Genomic DNA, 16661 nt, shown 5'->3' with positions numbered 1-16661 from the left:
TACCTCAAGCGACCGCTCCTATAGGTCGACAACCATGAGGTGGCGGAGGTGGGTGTGGCGGCCGAGGACGAGCGCGGGGCGAGGCTCACGGTGGGCGCGCCGGACCTGTTGACACTGCACGAGTCCATCGCCGGGATGTTCGCCACCCAGGGTGATTGGCAGCGCGCGTACCAGCACCTGCGCTCCGCGCTCGACATCGCGCGGGCCGGCAGCCTCCGTGACACCTTGACGTCGAGCTACAACCGGCGGTACCTCGACCAGCGGCTGCCGAGCCTGCCGTCCGGCCGCGGCCTCGCCCTCGCGCTGATCGACCTGGACCGGTTCAAGCACGTGAACGACACGTACGGTCATCTGCTGGGCGACCGGGTCCTCTGCCGCGTCGCGGACCTCCTCCAGGAGGATCTGCCGGCGGACGGCTTCTGCGCGCGCTACGGCGGCGAGGAGTTCGTGCTCGTGCTCCCGGGCCTCGACGCGGCCGGCGCGATCCGCCTCGCCGACGCGACGCGAGTGCGCGTCGCGCGTCACCCCTGGTCAGAACTCCAGCCTGGACTGAGAGTCACCATCAGTGTGGGCCTGGCGTATGCGTCCGCCGACACGGAGGCTGCCCAGCGGCAGTTGCTCCGCGCGGACAACTTGCTGTACGCCGCGAAGCGCGCCGGACGTAACAGAGTCGCCTATCACGACCGTGAAACGGCCAGGGTAATTACCCACTCTGAGTAACGTAAACGCGGGATTACTCCATTTCGCACAACCTGACTTTCACCTGTTCGCCCGCTTCAGGCCGTGTCAGTTAGACGCATGGTGAAGAAATTCGCGGGAGGGTGTCGTCACGAACGCCGGGTATCCGTACGATAACGAAAACCCGCCAGGGTGCGACATGTCCTGGGAGAGGCCGTACGGAAGGCGACGCCGCCGGCTCGAGAAGTGCCTGACCAGTACCTGAAGTGCGAAAGGAGACCGAGTGCCCGACGAGCGCTACCCCTCCGGCACCGGTCGCCACTCGGACGGCGGTACCGGAGCCCGCACCGGCAGGCGCCGCTCCATGGACACCCACGGCGGCATCAGCGTCTCCGACGTCGTGGCCCGCCACACCGGCGAACGCCCCATCTTCGAGACCGACGCCGAGCCCACCCCGCACCGCCCGGAGCCAGAACCCGAAGCGGAACCCCGCAGACGCGCCTCCCGCCCGTCAGGGGATTCGGGCAGTTACCCACCGGGCGAGCCTTCCGGGCGGCGCTCCAGCCCGACCGATCTGCCCGCACACCTGCCAGGTGAGCCATCCGGAAGCCGCAGCAACTCGGACCCGGCCGCAAATCTGATAGGCGAGCCTTCCGGACGGCGCAGCCAGACCGACCCGGCCGCAAATCTGATGGGCGAGCCATCCGGACGGCGCAGCCAGACCGGCCCAGCCGCAGATCTGATGGGCGAGTCACAAGGCCGCCGCTCCAACGAGACCGACCGGTCGGATGTGCCGTCTGGACGCCGCGGCCTCGCAGACCCGGCGGCACCCCTGATGGGCGAGCCGTCCGGCCGCCGCAGCAAGGCCGACCCCGCCGCGCGCCTGTCGGGCGAGCCGTCGGGCCGTCGTGGCCGTGCGGGTTCGGCTGCTTACCCGGCGGATGAGCCGTCTGGGCGGAGCGGTCAGGCGGACTCCGCCGCGTATCAGTCGGTTGCGGGCGAGCCGGGCGGGCGGCGGTCCGGTCAGCCGGAGCCGTCGGGGCGTCGTTCCAGTCACGCAGAGGAGCCGGGGTACCAGTCCGGTCACGCGGAAGAGCAGTCGTACTCCTCCGGCCGTGCGGACGAGCCTGGCCGGCGGGCCCGTCCGGAGCCCGGCCCGTCGTCGCCGGACGAAGCTGCGCCGCGTCCTCCGCGCCCGCGCCGCTCGACGTCGGCTTTGCCGGAACCTCCGTCGCAACGTCACGCCCCGGGTGGCACCGGCTCGCGTCCGGGCCGCCGCCGCGCTCAGCCGGACACGGCCCAGCCCACGGGATCGCACGCGACTCCGCCGGACCGCGACAACTCCTCGGACCAACCCGGTTACGGGCGCAACTCCCCGGACCAGCCCGGCTTCGGGCTCAACGGCTCTGCCCCCCAGCCCAACCACGGCCCGCCCGCGGCACAGCCAGGCCGCCCGCGAACCGGCGCCGTCCCACTCCCGAACGGGCTCCCCCCAGCCGACCGCTCCCGACCACCCCGCAACGGCACCCCCGACCGCAGCCCGAACGGCGCACCCCCCTTCGACCGCGGCCTGCCCGGCCCCGACGGCACCGTCCCCGACGAACGCGGTTTCCCCGGCCCCAACGGCAAACCGCCCACCGACCGCGGAATGCCGGGTCCCAACGGCGCGCCATCCGGCGACCGCGGCATGCCCGGCCCCAACGGCACACCCCCCGGCGACCGCGGCATGCCGGGTCCGAACGGCGCGCCCTCCGGCGAACGCGGGTCTGGCCCCGGCGGGCCGTCCACTCCTGGACGCGGGTTTCCCGGCGCCAATGGCAAACCGCTCGCCCAGCGGGGTATGCCCGGTCCCGATGGTCCGGCGGCCGACGAGCGCGGTATTCCCATCGGCGGTCCCGGTGGGAACGAGCGTCCGCGCAAGGGGCTGGGCGACCGCGGGATGCCGCCGGCGATGGATCGTGGGAAGGGCAAAACGGGTGAGCGGACCACGCTCGCACCGGCGGTCGGCGGTCTGGACCTGCCGAACGGCCTGCCCGGATCCGAACGCCCCACCACCGGCCCGAACGGCGAACGCACCCAGCTGAACCCCAGCCTCAACGGCAAGAACGGCAAACCCGCCGACCGGCCCGGCCCCAACGGCAATCCCGCCGAGCGCGGCCTCAACGGCAGCCCCATCGAGCGCGGCCCGAACGGCAACCCATCCGACCGCCCCGGCCCCAACGGCAGCCCCGCCGAACGCGGCCTCAACGGCAATCCCGCCGAGCGCGGCCTGAACGGCAAACCCGCCGATCGCCCCGGTCCGAACGGCAAACCCGCCGACCGCCCCGGTCCGAACGGCAAACCCGCCGACCGCACCCAGCTGACCTCCGCCGTCAACCCAGCCGACCGCACCGGCCCCAACGCCAACAACAACGGCAACCCAGCCGACCGCACCCAGCTCACCCCCGCCGTCAACCCAGCCGAAGCCGCCGGGGATGTCAACGGGCGGCCGCGTTCCCGGCGTACCCCCATGCGGCCCAAGAACGGTGCGCCGCCCCGGTCGGAGCTCGATCCGCTCACCATGACGGACGAGATGGAGGCCATTGACGAGGCGACGCAGTCACGGCGGAAGATCGACCACACGCTCGCCCGGTTCTCCGCGGCCCACGATGAGATGCAGGCGGAAGAGGCGAAACGCCGTGAGCGGCGGGAGTGGCTGACTGCGCGGCCGGTGGCGTTGTTGGAGCAGACGCGAACCGCGCTGCAACGCGTCGTCATGCCCGGCGACAAGGCCGAGAGCGCTGAGGCCGACGCTGCGAACGAAGCCGAGAAGGCGCCGCAGACACGGTTGCAGGAGAAGAAGCAGCGGCACACCGACCGGACCGTGCGCATCGGCCGGATCACGCTGATCGTGCTGGCCTCGCTAGTTTTCCTCGCCACTGGCGCCGCCTGGGGCGCGGTCAACTGGTTCGACGCCAAGTTCACTCAGGTCGCCGCGCTCGACGAGAACTCGTCCGACATCCAGAATGCCGCCGCGCAGGCCAATGACGAGAACTTCCTGATGGTCGGCTCCGACAGCCGCGACGGCGCGTCCGCCGAGGAGAACGTCGGCAGCGCCGACAACGTCCCCGGCGCGCGGTCCGACACCGTGATGGTCGCGCACGTGCCCGCCGACCGGAAACGCGTGGTCGTCGTCTCCTTCCCGCGCGACCTCGAGATCAACCGCCCGGACTGCAACCGCTGGGACCCGGCCAAGTCCGCCACCACCGACGAAGTGGTGAAAGGGCAACCGATCGCGAAGCTGAACACCGCGTTCGGCGTGGGCGGGCCGCAGTGCATGACCAAGGTGATCCAGAAGCTCACCGGCCTGCGGATCAACCACTTCGTCGGCATCGACTTCAACGGCTTCAAGGCCATGGTCGACGCGGTGCACGGCGTCACCATCAACAACCCGGCGCCCATCGACGACACGGTGCTCGGCAAGGTCCTGCTGGAGACCGGCAACGTCACCATCTCCGGCGACCAGGCGCTGAGCTTCGTGCGCGCCCGGCACGTCAAGGGCGACCCGACCTCCGACTACGGCCGGATCAAGCGGCAGCAGGAGTTCATCGGCGCGCTGCTCAAGAAGGTCATGTCCTCGGACGTCGTACTGGACCCGAGCAAGCTGTCGAGCTTCATCACGGCCTTCGCCGGCGCCACCTTCGGCGACAACCTCGGCGTGCAGCAGATGATGACGCTCGCGCAGTCGATGCGCGGCCTGGACCCGTCGAAGATCAACTTCATGACCGTGCCCACCACCGGCACCGCCAACAAGCGCGGCAACGAGGTCCTGGTCAAGTCCAAGACCGACGACCTGTTCACCGCCCTGCGCGACAACACCCCGCTGCCCGGCGACAAGCCGGTCGGGCCCTCGCAGACGGCCGCGGAAGCCGGCAACAGCAGCTCCTCCCAGACCCCGTCGAACGGCTCTTCGGCCGGCAACGACAAGAAGGCCAGCAACTCGGGCTGACCAGCGGGATTCGTTAGGCCGGGTTCACTTCGGGTTCACCCGGCGATGCGGTATTCGGACAGTGCGCACCGTAGGGTTGGGCCCATGCGTGAGGCCTACCATGTCGAACTCGACCAGCTCGCCGTCAATCTGGCGGCCATGTCGGTGCAGGTCGCCGATGCGATGGAGCGTGCGACCCAGGCGTTGCTCGAGGTCGACCTCGGGCTCGCGGAGCAGGTGATCAGCGACGACCAGAAGGTCGACGACGCGCGCGCCGAGTGCGAGGAGCAGGCGTACGCGCTGCTCGCGCTCCAGGCCCCGGTCGCCACCGACCTGCGGACCGTGCTGGCTGCGATCCACGCCGCGGAGAGCCTGGAGCGGATGGGCGACCTGGCCCTGCACGTCGCCAAGGCCGCGCGGCGCCGCCACCCGGAGCCGGTCCTGCCGGACTCGGTCAAGGCGGACTTCGCCGAGATGGGCCGCGCCGCGGTCAAGCTGGCGCGCCAGGCCGAGGTGGTCATCAAGACCAAGGACGTCAGCGCCGCCAAGGATCTCGAGGCCGAGGACGACCAGGTCGACGACATCCACCGGCACCTGTTCACGGTCCTGATGGACCGCGAGTGGCCGCACGGCGTCGCCGCCGCCGTGGACGTCACCCTGCTGGGCCGCTTCTACGAGCGTTACGCCGACCACGCGGTTTCCGTGGCCAAGCGGATGATCTTCGTGGTCACCGGCCGCATGCCGGGCTACGGGACGGACGAGGACCTCAACCTCTGAGACGTCCGCGACCGAGAGGCCGCCACGAGGGCACCAGCCCTCCTGGCGGCCTCTGGCGTTTAACCGGAAAACTGCCGCCGGACGACGAAAAACGGCTCCTCCATCCACAAAGGACAGAGGAGCCGTCGGGCACCAGGAGCGCTCAGCCGAAGCGGCCCGAGATGTAGTCCTCGGTCGCCTTCTCGTCCGGGTTGGAGAAGATCTTCTCCGTGTCGTTCAGCTCGACGAGCCGGCCGGGCTGGCCGACACCGGCGAGGTTGAAGAACGCCGTCTGATCCGAGACCCGCGCGGCCTGCTGCATGTTGTGCGTCACGATGACGATCGTGTACTCCTTCTTCAGCTCACCGATCAGGTCCTCGATCGCGAGCGTGGAGATGGGGTCGAGCGCGGAGCACGGCTCGTCCATCAGGAGCACGTCGGGCTGCACGGCGATGGCGCGCGCGATGCAGAGCCGCTGCTGCTGGCCGCCGGAGAGGCCGCCGCCCGGCTTGTTCAGGCGGTCCTTGACCTCGTTCCACAGGTTGGCCCCGCGCAGCGCGCGCTCGGCGATCTCGTCGAGCTGCTTGCGGTTGCTGGTGCCGCCCAGGCGAAGCCCGGCCACCACGTTGTCCTTGATGGACATCGTGGGGAACGGGTTCGGGCGCTGGAACACCATGCCGATCGTGCGGCGCACCGAGACCGGGTCCACCGCGGACGAGTAGATGTCCTCGCCGTCGAGCAGCACCTCACCCTCGACCCGGGCGCCCGGGATGACCTCGTGCATCCGGTTCAGCGTGCGCAGCACGGTCGACTTGCCGCAGCCGGACGGCCCGATGAACGCGGTGACGTTGCGCGGCGGCACCTGGAGGGTGACGCCGTCCACGGCATGGAACTTGCCGTAGTAGATGTCTACGTCCTTGACGTCGATTCGCTTGGCCATGACTCACTTCTTCTTCGGGGCGACGATGCGGGAGATCAGGGTGGCGAGCAGGTTGATCACGGCGATGATCAGCACCAGGGTCAGTGCCGCGCCCCAGATCCGGTCGAAGCCGACGCTGCCGGGGTCCATCGAGTTCGTGACGCGCTCGTTGTTCATCACCAGCGGCAGCGCGGCCTGCTCACCGCTGAAGATGTTCCAGTGCACGAAGGACGAGTAGCCCACGAGCACCAGCAGCGGCGCGGTCTCGCCCATCACCCGGGCGAGCGCCATCATGATGCCGCCGATGATGCCGGACATCGCCGTCGGCAGCACGATCTTCATGATCGTCTTCCACTTCGGCACGCCCAGCGCGTAGGAGGCCTCGCGCAGGTCGTCCGGCACGATCCGGAGCATCTCCTCCGACGAGCGGACGACCACCGGGATCATCAGCAGCACCAGCGCGAGCGAAACGGCGAAACCGCTGCGCGGCAGGCCGAGCGTGGTGATCCACAGCGCGTAGATGAACAGCGCGGCCACAATGGACGGAACGCCGGACAGGATGTCCACCATGAACGTGGTAGCCGTGGCGAGCTTCCCGCGGCCGTACTCGACCAGGTAGATCGCCACCAGCATGCCGATCGGCACGGCGATGACCGCGCACACCAGGCCTTGCAGCAGGGTGCCGATGATGGCGTGCAGCACGCCGCCGCCGACCTCGTCGCTCAGCACGGAGCCGAAGTCCTGCGTCCACCAGTTCGAGTAGGGCAGGCGCTTGACGCCGTTGGCGATCACCGTGTAGAGCACCCAAACCAGCGGGATCACGGCGATCAGGAACGACAGCCAGACCAACGTGGTGGCGACGCCGTTCTTCAGCTTCCGAGCCGCGCTCACCTGCTGGAAGGCGGGTGCGGTGGCGGGGCGTTCGAGCGTGGTCGACATGCTCAGTCCCCCTTCTTGCCGATGATGGACCGGGCGGCGAAGTTGACCAGGAAGGTCAGCACGAACAGCACCAGGCCGGCCGCGATGTACGCGCCGGCCGAGGTCGCGTTGTTGAATTCGCTGTAGTTGGCGGCGATCTTCGAGGCGAAGGTCGCGCCGCCGTCGAACACGCTCCAGTCGAAGTTGCGCCCGACGGGGATCAGCAGGATCACGGCGAGGGCGATCGTCTCGCCGAGCGCGCGGCCGAGGCCGAGCATCGACGCGCCGATGTAGCCCGCCTTGCCGAACGGCAGCACCGTGGTGCGGATGACTTCCCAGCGCGTAGCGCCGAGCGCCAGCGCGCCCTCGATGTGCGTGGTCGGCGTGCGCTCGAAGACCTCGCGCGAGAGCGAGGTGATGATCGGCAGGATCATCACGGCGAGCACGATGCCCGCGGTGAAGATCGTGCCGCGCACGCTGGGCGCGACGTTGCCGGGCGCGAAGATCGGGATCCACGAGAACGTGCTGTTCACCCACGACGAGAACGGCTCGATCGCGGGCGCGAACACCAGGATGCCCCACAGCCCGAAGATGATCGACGGGACCGCCGCGAGCAGGTCGATGATGTAGGCGAACGGGCGGGCCAGCCGCTTCGGTGCGTACTGCGTGAGGAACAGCGCGATGCCGAGCGAGACGGGCATCGCGATCACCAGCGCGACCAGCGAGGTCGCCACGGTGACCTCGAGCAGGTCGAGGATGCCGAACGACATGTTCGTCGGGTCGTTGGTGGACCACCCGTGGTTGAACAGGAAGTTCGCCTTGTCGGCCCGCAGCGCCGGAATGGCCTGCACGATCAGGAAGATCCCGATCAGGGCGATCAGGGCGACGATGAACAGTCCGGCCCCGGTGGTCAGGTTCTGGAAGATGCGGTCACCGGGCCGCACCTTCTTCGACTTGGTGCTCGCGGGCGGCGACTCGGGCGCCGGCGCGGCTGGTGTGTCCGAAATCGGATCCTCCGGTAACGCTCGGGCGGACGCCGAACGCCCACCGGGGTCACCGGTGGGCGTTCGCTTCGAGGATGACTCGCTCATCGAGGAGTTTCTTGTCCAGTCTTGTCTTGACTCTTCTTCAGTGCGCGCAGGTCAGGAAATCGCCTTGATGGCGGTCAGCACCTTGTCCTGCAGGCTCTGCGGGATCGGCACGTAGCCCTTGCTCGAGAGCTGCTGCTGGCCCGTGGTCGCCGCGGTGTTCAGGAACGCCTTCAGCGCCTTCGCGACGTCCGGGTTCGAGTACTTCGAGCAGACGATCTCGTACGTGGTCAGCAGCAGCGGGTACGCACCCGGGACGTTGCTGGCGTAGATGCCGTTGAGGTCCAGCGCGAGGTCGTTGGTGCCGTCGTGCAGGAACTTGGCCGAGTCGAGGGACTTCGCCACGTTCTGCGCGGTCATCTCGACGCCGCCGGAGCCGCTGTCGATCATGGCCGGCGTGATGCCGTCCTTGGCGAACGCGCCCTCGACGTAGGTGATGGCGCCGTCGGCGGCCTTGACCGCGGTCGCGACCCCGTTGGAGCCCGACGCGCCGTTGCCGACCCCGCCGTTGAACTTCTTGCCCGCGCCCTGGGTCCAGACGCCCTTGGCGGCCGCGCCGAGGTACTTCTGGAAGTTGTCGGTGGTGCCGGACTCGTCCGAGCGCGAGATGACCTGGATCGGCTTGTTCGGGAAGGTGCTGGCCTCGTTGCCCTTGACCGCCTTGATGGCCGGGTCGTTCCAGTTCTTGATGCCGCCGTTGAAGATCTTCGCGATCACGGTCGGGGTCAGGGTCAGCTTGTCGACGCCCTGGAGCTTGTAGGCGACCGCGACCGGGCCGACCACCATCGGGATGTTCCACGCCGGGGAGGCGCAGCGCTTGGTCGCGCCCTCGAGGTCGGCGCCGGTGGCCGGCGAGTCCGAACCGCCGAAGTCGACCTGGTTGCCGTTGAACTGCTTGACACCCGCGCCGGAGCCGCTGGCGGTGTAGTTCACCTGCTGGCCGCTGCACTGCTTGCCATACGCGAGGGTGAAGACGTCGATGGCGTTCTTCTGCGCCGTCGAACCTTCACCCGAGAGCGGGCTCTTGCCGCCACAGTCGATCTGCGCAGTGCCGGACGCGGCAGGCGCAGCGGGCGAGCTGGCGCTGCTGTTGCTCGCCGCGGGGTCGGAGCCACAGGCGGCGAGCAGGAACGCACTCGCCGCGATGCCCACGGCGCCCAAGGGCCGCATGATCTTCACTGCATTTCCTCCACTGCCTTGTCTCGCTGAGAGACTTCGCCGGATGGCACGCTTTCGCGCCGTGCCGGATCCGGACATTAGGCAGCCTCGGTGGACGGTCCCCCTTGTCCAGTTGAACGCGAGGTGAACAAGGCCCCGGTTGTGAGCAGGGTGACTACTCCGAACGGGGGTCGTGTCCCCGTTGTGACCTGCAAGTACACAAAACGTAACAGAGGGTGTGCCCGGCGGTCCACTGTGACTACTTACCGTACTGAACGTCGGTCTCGAAACGCGTGAACCCCAGCTTGCCGTACACCGCCAGGGCCGGAGCGTTGTCACCCTCGACGTACAGGATCACCTGGCGTAGTCCCCGGCCGCGCAGGTAACGGAGCCCGGCGAGGGTCAGTGCCTTGCCCAGGCCGCCACCCTGCGTAGCCGGGTTAACCCCGACGACGTAGACCTCGCCGACGGGTTCGCCGCCGAAGCGTCCAGGCACCGGCTCGTGCACCTTCGTCCAGTGGAAGCCGACCACTTCGCCGTCGGCGTTCTCCGCGAGGAAGAAGCCCGCGGGGTCGAACCAGTCCTGCCGCTCCTCGTCGAGCAGATCCTCGACCGTCAGCGCGCCCTGCTCGGGATGCCAGTCGAACGCGCGCGCGTTGACGTCGATCATCGCCTGCTCGTCCTGCCCCGGCACGAAAGTGCGCAGCTTGACGCCCTCGCGCAGCACGGGCTCCGGCCAATCGGCGCCCTCGACGTCGACGTGCAGGATCAACAGCTCACGCCGTCGCTCCAACCCCAGCTTCGCCGCGACGGCAGCCGCGCCGGGATGGTCGCCGTGGGACCAGGCGCGGTAGCCCTCCGCGGCCCGTTCGTCCAGCGCGCGTGCCAACGCCGTGCCGACACCGTGACGCCGGTGTTCCGGGTGCACGACAAGCTCGGCGATCTGACGGCCGTAGGAATCGCCTTCGGTATCCAGGTGGACGTACCCGACCGCTCGCTGCGAAGCCGCTTCGCGCTCGAGCAGGTGCAGCCCGCCCTCGAACTCGCGCGGCAGCGGCCCGGACTCGGCGACCTCGGGACGCCCGTCCGCCGCCTTCGCGGCGAGCAGGATCGCGCGGATCGCTTCGAGGTCGGGTTCGTTCGTCCAGTCAGCCGGCTCCATGAGAGCCAGCCTAGTTGTCAGCGGGCCGAAAGCTCCGGCGTCTCAACCGGTGCCGACGGCTGCTCGACCATGGCCGGCGGCGGCTTGACGGCCGGGCCGCCGGACTTCGCCGGGCGCTCGAACTTGTAGCCGACGTTGCGCACGGTGCCGATCATCTGCTCGTGCTCGGGGCCGAGCTTCGCGCGCAGCCGCCGCACGTGGACGTCCACCGTGCGCGTGCCGCCGAAGAAGTCGTAGCCCCAGACCTCCTGCAGCAGCTGGGCGCGGGTGAAGACGCGGCCCGCGTGCTGCGCGAGGTACTTGAGCAGCTCGAACTCCTTGTACGTGAGTTCCAGCGTGCGACGGCGCAGGCGCGCGGTGTACGTGGCCTCGTCGATCACCAGCTCGCCGACCCGCAGCTCGGCGTCCACCTGCGCGGAGCTGCCGTCGCGAGTGGTGACCAGGCGCAGCCGCGCGTCCACCTCGGCCGGGCCCGCGGTCGGCAGCAGGATGTCGTCGGTGCGCCATTCCGCGCTCACCGCGACCAGCCCGCCCTCGCCCACCACGGCGATGATCGGGGTGGTCGCCTCGTCCTCGCCCGCGCCCTTGAGCAGCCGGCAAAGGCTCTTCGCGGACGCCAGGTCGGTGCGCGCGTCGAGCAGGATGACGTCCCGGTGCCCGGCGTCCAGCAAGGCGGTCACCTCGGGTGCGCGGACGCGTACGGTGTGGGGAAGCAAGTCCAGCGCGGGCAGTACCGAGGTGGGGTCGGCTTCCGCAGTCAGTACGAGAAGGTCCAGGCTCATGAGCCGCACCGCCTTCACAAAGTCGTCGCCTCGAACGTGGCTTCGGTCGGTGCTAAGTGAGAATAGCGGGTGAACACCCCGGCACCTAGCCCGTGCTGGATCGATCACACCTGGGCAAACAACCGGGGTGCGTCCCGACCCCCGACCGACAGGAGAACCGACGCGATGGTGAGCAGGCCCGTGACGCGGGACGACCGACCGGCTCAGCGGCCGGACAACCGGCGTCGTGGACGGCGCGTCCGCCGCTGGGTGATCGTGCTCGGCGTCATCGTGATCGTGCTGGTCGGAGCGGATTTCGGTGCGGCCGCGTTCGCCGAGCACACGATCTCCCAGAAGGCCCGCGACCAGCTCGGCCTGACCGACGACCCGTCGGTGAACATCCACGGGTTCCCGTTCCTGACCCAGGCGCTGGCCGGTGACTACAGTCACATCAGCGTCTCGGCCGACGGGGTGCCGGTCGGGAACGAGCTGCGCGACCTCGGCGTGAGCGCGGAGCTCGAGGACGTCACCGCGCCGCTGTCCGACCTCACCGCCGGCAACATGAGCGCGGTCAAGATCGGCAAGCTCACCGGCGCCGTGACCATCAAGGCGTCCGACATCGCGCACATCTCGCCGCTGGACAAGGTGCAGAACCTCAAGATCGACCAGTCCACCCTGAACTACGTCAAGTACGGCGACACCGACCAGGGCAAGCAGCCCGACCCGACGACGACCAACGCGAACGGCGAGCAGCAGGACGGCGACACGGCCGGGATCCGGCTGTCCGCCAACGTCCAGATCGCCGGCCAGAAGGTGGAGCTGTTCTGCTTCGCGCTGATCGAGCTGAAGGGCAAGACGATCTCGATCGTGCCCAACCGGCTGCAGTTCGGGAATGACCACGACACCACCGTCGTTCCAGCCGCAGTGCAGAAGGCCCTGCTGCCGAACTTCCGCGCCTCGATCGACACCTCGCAGCTGCCGCTGTCGGTGACGCCGACCGCGGTGCGCGTGGACAGCGGCTCGGTGACCATCAAGGGCGAAGCCGACAACGTGAGCTTCGCGGACCTGACGACGAACAAGGGGTGAGCACCCGGTGACCGGAGTCTGGGTACTGCTGGGGACGCTGGTGGTCGCGGTCGCCGCAGGCCTGTTGCTGAAGGCGCGCAACGGCCGGGTCCGGGCCGCGAAACCGGCCGCCACCGCCCGCCCGCTCCCGGCTCCGGTCGCCGAAGCGCTCGACCCGGCGTCCGCCGTGACGCTGGTCCAGATCTCGACCACGTTCTGCGCGCCCTGCCGGCACACGCGCGTGATCCTGTCCGCGCTGGCCGAGAAGACCGACGGGCTGCACCACGTGGACCTCGACGTCACCGAGCAGCCCGAGGTCGCGCAGGCCCTTTCCGTGCTCCGCACGCCGACCACGCTGGCACTCGCCGCGGACGGCCGTGAGCTGCTGCGCGTCGGCGGCGTGCCGAAGGGCCCCGAGCTGCTGGCCGCCCTCCAGCCCCACCTCACCGGGATCGACGCCCGCTGACGCAGCCTGTTCAGCGAACCCACCCCTGTTCAACGGCTTGATTCCCAAGTTCCGAGACGCGTCCCAAGGAATGAACGTTGTTCCCACCCCGAGGGAGCGTGGGTACTCTCGGCGGCGTGGACAAGCTGCCCATCACCCTTCTGACGCAGCGGCGCGCAGTGGACCTGTGCCGCGTGCGCAGCAGCTTGTGTCCGGGTTCTCCCGCCCGGCGCTGAAGCACGTCTCGCGCCGGGGCCGCAGCCCGAGGAAAATGCCTCCGCAGCGTGTCGTTCGCACGCCTTCGCCCAGCCCCAGCAGGAGGAACCATGGCCGCCGGACCCGCTGTCGACCCGCGTGGACCGCGCTTCGCCGCGATCGTGACCACGGTGGTGCTCGCCGTGGTGCTGCTGACCCAGTGGTGGCCGCTGCTCGCCGTGCAGACGGTGGTGTTCGCGATCGGCGCGTTCGTCGGGCTCAAGCCGGCGCCGTACTCGATCCTGTACCGCACGCTGGTGGCGCCGCGACTCGGCCCGACGAGCGAGCGTGAGGACGCGGCGCCGCTGCGGTTCGCGCAGGCCGTCGGGTTCGTGTTCGCGCTCGTCGGCACGATCGGCTTCGTCACCGGCGCGACCACCCTCGGCATCGTGGCGACGGCGTTCGCGCTGTTCGCCGCCTTCCTCAACGCCGCGTTCAACTTCTGCCTCGGTTGCGAGATGTTCTTGCTCATCAAGCGTTTCAGCCCCAGCCCGCGCGCGTCCTGACCCACCCACCCCAGAAAGAGAGTTCGCTCCATGAGCCGTGAAGACGTCCTGGTCACCACCCAGTGGGCCGAGGAGAACCTGGACACCCCCGGTGTGGTGTTCGCCGAGGTCGACGAGGACACCACCGCCTACGACGCCGGGCACATCCGCGGCGCGGTGAAGCTCGACTGGCGCAACGACCTGCAGGACAAGGTCCGCCGTGACTTCGTCGGCAAGGCCGACTTCGAGAAACTCCTTTCGGAGAAGGGAATCTCGAGCAACGACCGCGTGATCCTCTACGGCGGCAACAACAACTGGTTCGCCGCGTACGCGTACTGGTACTTCAAGCTCTACGGCCACGAGAACGTGCAGCTGCTCGACGGCGGCCGCAAGAAGTGGGAGCTGGACGGGCGCGAGCTGAACTCCGACGAGGTCAAGCGCGACGCCGCCGAGTACCAGGCGAAGGACCAGGACCACTCGCTGCGGGCGTTCCGCGACGAGGTCGTCCAGTCGATCGGCGCGAAGAACTTCGTCGACGTGCGGTCGCCGGACGAGTTCGCCGGCAAACTGCTCGCCCCGGCGCACCTGCCGCAGGAGCAGTCCCAGGTGCCGGGCCACATCCCGGGCGCGCTGAACGTGCCGTGGGCCAAGGTCGCCAACGAGGACGGCACCTTCAAGTCCGAGGACGAGATCAAGGAGCTGTACGCCGACGCGGGCATCGACGAGTCGAAGGCCACCATCGCGTACTGCCGCATCGGCGAGCGCTCGTCCATCGCGTGGTTCGCGCTGCACGAGCTGCTGGGCTACAGCGACGTCAAGAACTACGACGGTTCGTGGACCGAATACGGCTCGCTGGTCGGCGTGCCGGTCGAGTTGGGAGCGAAGTAATGGGAGCCACTCCGGACGACGGCTGCGGCGCCCCCGCCCAGGAGGCCACCCCCGCCGACTTCGACACCAAGGGACAGGTCGTGCTCGCCGGCAAGGTGACCGGCAGCGCGGGCCCGGTCGGCGGTGCCTTCGTGCGCCTGCTCGACGGCGGCGGCGACTTCACGGGCGAGGTCGTTTCCTCGGCCGAGGGCGACTTCCGCTTCTACGCGGCGCCGGGCGACTGGACCATCCGCGCCCTCCACCGCACCGGCAACGGCGAGGCCACCGTCACGGCGGAGGGCCCCGGCCTGCACCAGCTGGCGATCTCGGTCGCCTGACGCTTTCCCGGCGAAGCCCCCGTCCAGTTCCGGACGGGGGCTTCGCCGTGCCCGGGAGTTGACCTCAAGCCGAGTTGAGGAGCGAAGCTGCCCGGGTGATCCCGACGAAAACCGTTGCCGGAAGACCCATGCTGATCGTCGCGGTGTTCCTCGGCAGCTTCATGGCGATGCTGGACGTGAGCGTGGTCAGCGTGGCGCTGCCCGCCATCCAGCGGGATCTGCGCACCGGGTTCACGGACCTCCAGTGGATCGTCGACGGCTACACCGTCGCGATCGCCGCGGCGATCCTCACCGGCGGCACGCTCGGCGACCGATACGGCCGCAAGCTCGTCTACCTGACCGTGTTCACGCTCGCCTCGGCGGCCTGCGGGCTGGCGCCGACGCTCGGCCTGCTCGTCACCGCCCGCGTGGTCCAGGGCGCGGCGGCCGCGACGGTCATCCCGCTCTCGATCGCCCTGCTCGCGCACGCGTTCCCGGACCCGCGCGAGCGCGCGAAGATGAATGCTGGGCTGGTGGGGCCTGGCCGTCGGCTCCGCGCTGGGGCTCGGACCGCTGGCGGGCGGGCCGCTCACCGACGCGTTCGGCTGGTCCGCGATCTTCCTGGTGTACGCGGTGATCGCCGGCGACCTCGTGGCCGGGCTGGTCGCGGTGGTGGCGCTGGCCGCGTTCGTCTCGGCGACCGTCGCCGGGGTGCGGATGCTGCCGTACGTGCTGGCCAACGTCTTCGCGGCGTTCTGCTCCGGCCGCCTCGCCGCCCGCTTCGGCGCGGCCCGGGTGCTGCCGGTGGGCCGCTTCGTCGCCGCGCTCGGCGGGTTCGCGTTCCTGATGCTGGACGCGGCGAGCCCGTACTGGCTGCTCGCGCCGGTCTTCGCCGTGGCCGGTCTCGGGGTCGGGCTTTCCGTGACGCCCACCAACATCGTCGGTCTCGCGGGCCTGCCGGGCGACCGCGTGGGCATCGCCTCGGCGACGGGCTCCACGCCGCGATGGGCGTGGCGGGCGCGACGCTGCTGGTGGTGACCGTCCTCACCGCGGTGACCCTGCGCAGGGCCGGATGAGCGGACCGGGACTATTCTGCTTCGCGTGGAGACCCTGTTTACGATCCTGCTGGCCTTGGCGGCCGTCGCCATCGTGTGGTTCGCCTGCTACGTCGTCTACCGGCTGTACGCCGACCAGCGCTGACTTATGACTGCCAGTGGCGACGAGGTCATCGCGGCCGCCGAAGAGCGGGCCGCGAGCACCCGCACGCGCAATCTGCCGGCCTGGGACGACCTGCCGATCCCGAACGACACGGCGAACCTGCGTGAGGGCCCGGACCTGAACGAGGCCTGCCTCGCCCTGCTGCCGCTCGTCGGCGTGTGGCGAGGCGAGGGCGAGATCGACTACCCGACGATCGACGGCCCCCGCAAGTTCGCCCAGCAGCTCACCGTCGCGCACGACGGCCGGCCGTTCCTCTACCACGAGGCGCGCTCCTGGCTGCTGAACGAGGACGGCTCGATCCTCCGCCCGGCCGCGCGCGAGACCGGTTTCTGGCGCCCGCAGGCGGACGACACCCTCGAGCTGCTGCTCACGCACAGCTCCGGGATCGTCGAGCTGTACTACGGCAAGCCGCTGAACCAGACGTCCTGGGAGCTGGGCACGGACGCGGTCATCCGCACCGCCACCGCGAAGGACGTCACCGGCGCGAAGCGGCTGTACGGCCTGATCAACGGCGACCTCGGCTACGTCGAGGAGCGCGCGATGGTCGGCCAGGAAATGCAGCCGCACGCTTCCGCGCTGCTGCACCGCGTCGCCGGCTGAGG

The 16661-nt window shown here is 69.6% G+C and carries 17 protein-coding genes and 1 pseudogene; 11 read left to right on the top strand and 7 right to left on the bottom strand.

Features of this window, described 5'->3' with window-relative positions; translation table 11 throughout:
• Positions 1-39: 39 nt before the first annotated feature.
• The 3 genes from BMY97_RS34375 (at position 40) to phoU (ending at position 5422) form a co-directional block, all read left to right on the top strand.
• Positions 40-720 (top strand): GGDEF domain-containing protein, encoded by a 681-nt coding sequence (locus BMY97_RS34375; RefSeq protein ID WP_177231675.1) that lies wholly within the window; start codon positions 40-42, stop codon positions 718-720.
• Between the two features lie 1909 nt (positions 721-2629).
• Complete coding sequence (locus BMY97_RS34370; protein WP_245787640.1) at positions 2630-4666, top strand: LCP family glycopolymer transferase; 2037 nt, start codon at positions 2630-2632, stop codon at positions 4664-4666.
• 84 nt (positions 4667-4750) lie between these two features.
• Positions 4751-5422 (top strand): phosphate signaling complex protein PhoU, encoded by a 672-nt coding sequence (phoU, locus tag BMY97_RS34365; protein ID WP_091625350.1) that lies wholly within the window; start codon positions 4751-4753, stop codon positions 5420-5422.
• A 142-nt stretch (positions 5423-5564) separates the two neighbouring features.
• Here the strand turns inward: phoU and pstB are convergent, their stop codons facing one another.
• The 6 genes from pstB to BMY97_RS34335 form a co-directional block, all read right to left on the bottom strand.
• On the bottom strand, positions 5565-6341 hold the full coding sequence (gene pstB / locus BMY97_RS34360) for a phosphate ABC transporter ATP-binding protein PstB (RefSeq protein WP_091625347.1): 777 nt from the start codon (positions 6339-6341) through the stop codon (positions 5565-5567).
• A 3-nt stretch (positions 6342-6344) separates the two neighbouring features.
• A complete protein-coding gene (gene pstA, locus BMY97_RS34355) occupies positions 6345-7259 on the bottom strand; it encodes a phosphate ABC transporter permease PstA (RefSeq protein ID WP_091625344.1) in 915 nt (304 codons plus the stop codon).
• A gap of 2 nt (positions 7260-7261) precedes the next feature.
• Entirely contained in the window at positions 7262-8182 is a 921-nt protein-coding gene (gene pstC, locus BMY97_RS34350; RefSeq protein WP_091625341.1) for a phosphate ABC transporter permease subunit PstC, read from the bottom strand.
• A gap of 198 nt (positions 8183-8380) precedes the next feature.
• Positions 8381-9505 (bottom strand): phosphate ABC transporter substrate-binding protein PstS, encoded by a 1125-nt coding sequence (pstS, locus tag BMY97_RS34345; RefSeq protein ID WP_091625340.1) that lies wholly within the window; start codon positions 9503-9505, stop codon positions 8381-8383.
• 238 nt (positions 9506-9743) lie between these two features.
• Positions 9744-10646, bottom strand: a complete 903-nt coding sequence (mshD, locus tag BMY97_RS34340) for a mycothiol synthase (RefSeq protein ID WP_091625337.1) — start codon at positions 10644-10646, stop codon at positions 9744-9746.
• Between the two features lie 17 nt (positions 10647-10663).
• A complete protein-coding gene (locus BMY97_RS34335) occupies positions 10664-11428 on the bottom strand; it encodes a winged helix-turn-helix transcriptional regulator (protein ID WP_245787639.1) in 765 nt (254 codons plus the stop codon).
• A 165-nt stretch (positions 11429-11593) separates the two neighbouring features.
• Here BMY97_RS34335 and BMY97_RS34330 point away from each other — a divergent pair, with 165 nt between their 5' ends.
• From BMY97_RS34330 to BMY97_RS34310, 5 genes are all read left to right on the top strand, one after another.
• Positions 11594-12493, top strand: a complete 900-nt coding sequence (locus BMY97_RS34330) for an LmeA family phospholipid-binding protein (RefSeq protein WP_091625335.1) — start codon at positions 11594-11596, stop codon at positions 12491-12493.
• A 7-nt stretch (positions 12494-12500) separates the two neighbouring features.
• On the top strand, positions 12501-12938 hold the full coding sequence (locus BMY97_RS34325) for a TlpA family protein disulfide reductase (RefSeq protein WP_091625332.1): 438 nt from the start codon (positions 12501-12503) through the stop codon (positions 12936-12938).
• Between the two features lie 305 nt (positions 12939-13243).
• The gene (locus tag BMY97_RS34320) at positions 13244-13678 is read left to right on the top strand and encodes a DUF4395 domain-containing protein (protein ID WP_091625329.1); all 435 of its coding nucleotides are present in this window, start codon (positions 13244-13246) and stop codon (positions 13676-13678) included.
• A 30-nt stretch (positions 13679-13708) separates the two neighbouring features.
• Positions 13709-14545 (top strand): sulfurtransferase, encoded by an 837-nt coding sequence (locus tag BMY97_RS34315; RefSeq protein WP_091625326.1) that lies wholly within the window; start codon positions 13709-13711, stop codon positions 14543-14545.
• Positions 14545-14862: a DUF1416 domain-containing protein gene (locus BMY97_RS34310; RefSeq protein WP_091625323.1), complete on the top strand. Its 318-nt coding sequence runs from the start codon at positions 14545-14547 to the stop codon at positions 14860-14862. Before BMY97_RS34315 ends, BMY97_RS34310 begins: the two co-directional genes overlap by 1 nt.
• Before the next feature lie 64 nt (positions 14863-14926).
• On the opposite strand, the gene BMY97_RS48770 is transcribed toward BMY97_RS34310, so the two are convergent.
• Entirely contained in the window at positions 14927-15097 is a 171-nt protein-coding gene (locus BMY97_RS48770; protein WP_245787638.1) for a hypothetical protein, read from the bottom strand.
• Between BMY97_RS48770 and BMY97_RS49680 the strand changes: the two are divergent.
• The 3 genes and pseudogenes from BMY97_RS49680 to BMY97_RS34300 all read left to right on the top strand — a co-directional run.
• Positions 15024-15311: pseudogene (locus BMY97_RS49680) on the top strand (MFS transporter); the annotation flags it as partial. The gene BMY97_RS48770 and the pseudogene BMY97_RS49680 sit on opposite strands and share 74 nt — an antisense overlap.
• Positions 15312-15363: 52 nt before the next feature.
• A complete protein-coding gene (locus BMY97_RS48765) occupies positions 15364-15879 on the top strand; it encodes an MFS transporter (RefSeq protein ID WP_245787637.1) in 516 nt (171 codons plus the stop codon).
• A 165-nt stretch (positions 15880-16044) separates the two neighbouring features.
• Positions 16045-16659, top strand: a complete 615-nt coding sequence (locus BMY97_RS34300; RefSeq protein ID WP_091625318.1) for a heme-binding beta-barrel domain-containing protein — start codon at positions 16045-16047, stop codon at positions 16657-16659.
• Positions 16660-16661: the final 2 nt, after the last annotated feature.

The sequence above is a fragment of the Amycolatopsis saalfeldensis genome, assembly GCF_900110575.1.
Lineage (GTDB): Bacteria > Actinomycetota > Actinomycetes > Mycobacteriales > Pseudonocardiaceae > Amycolatopsis > Amycolatopsis saalfeldensis.
The sequence above is the reverse complement of the archived record's forward strand: the minus strand, read 5'-3'. Positions and strand labels throughout refer to the sequence as shown.

Excerpts from the sequence above, each read along its gene's own strand:
- BMY97_RS34300 (WP_091625318.1), top strand. The coding sequence starts at position 16,045 with ATGACTGCCAGTGGCGACGAGGTCATCGCGGCCGCCGAAGAGCGGGCC.
- BMY97_RS34315 (WP_091625326.1), top strand. The coding sequence starts at position 13,709 with ATGAGCCGTGAAGACGTCCTGGTCACCACCCAGTGGGCCGAGGAGAAC.
- mshD (WP_091625337.1), bottom strand. The coding sequence starts at position 10,646 with ATGGAGCCGGCTGACTGGACGAACGAACCCGACCTCGAAGCGATCCGC.
- BMY97_RS34310 (WP_091625323.1), top strand. The coding sequence starts at position 14,545 with ATGGGAGCCACTCCGGACGACGGCTGCGGCGCCCCCGCCCAGGAGGCC.
- BMY97_RS34320 (WP_091625329.1), top strand. The coding sequence starts at position 13,244 with ATGGCCGCCGGACCCGCTGTCGACCCGCGTGGACCGCGCTTCGCCGCG.
- phoU (WP_091625350.1), top strand. The coding sequence starts at position 4,751 with ATGCGTGAGGCCTACCATGTCGAACTCGACCAGCTCGCCGTCAATCTG.
- BMY97_RS34330 (WP_091625335.1), top strand. The coding sequence starts at position 11,594 with ATGGTGAGCAGGCCCGTGACGCGGGACGACCGACCGGCTCAGCGGCCG.
- pstA (WP_091625344.1), bottom strand. The coding sequence starts at position 7,259 with ATGTCGACCACGCTCGAACGCCCCGCCACCGCACCCGCCTTCCAGCAG.
- BMY97_RS48765 (WP_245787637.1), top strand. The coding sequence starts at position 15,364 with ATGCTGGGCTGGTGGGGCCTGGCCGTCGGCTCCGCGCTGGGGCTCGGA.
- BMY97_RS34370 (WP_245787640.1), top strand. The coding sequence starts at position 2,630 with ATGGATCGTGGGAAGGGCAAAACGGGTGAGCGGACCACGCTCGCACCG.
- pstB (WP_091625347.1), bottom strand. The coding sequence starts at position 6,341 with ATGGCCAAGCGAATCGACGTCAAGGACGTAGACATCTACTACGGCAAG.
- BMY97_RS34335 (WP_245787639.1), bottom strand. The coding sequence starts at position 11,428 with ATGAGCCTGGACCTTCTCGTACTGACTGCGGAAGCCGACCCCACCTCG.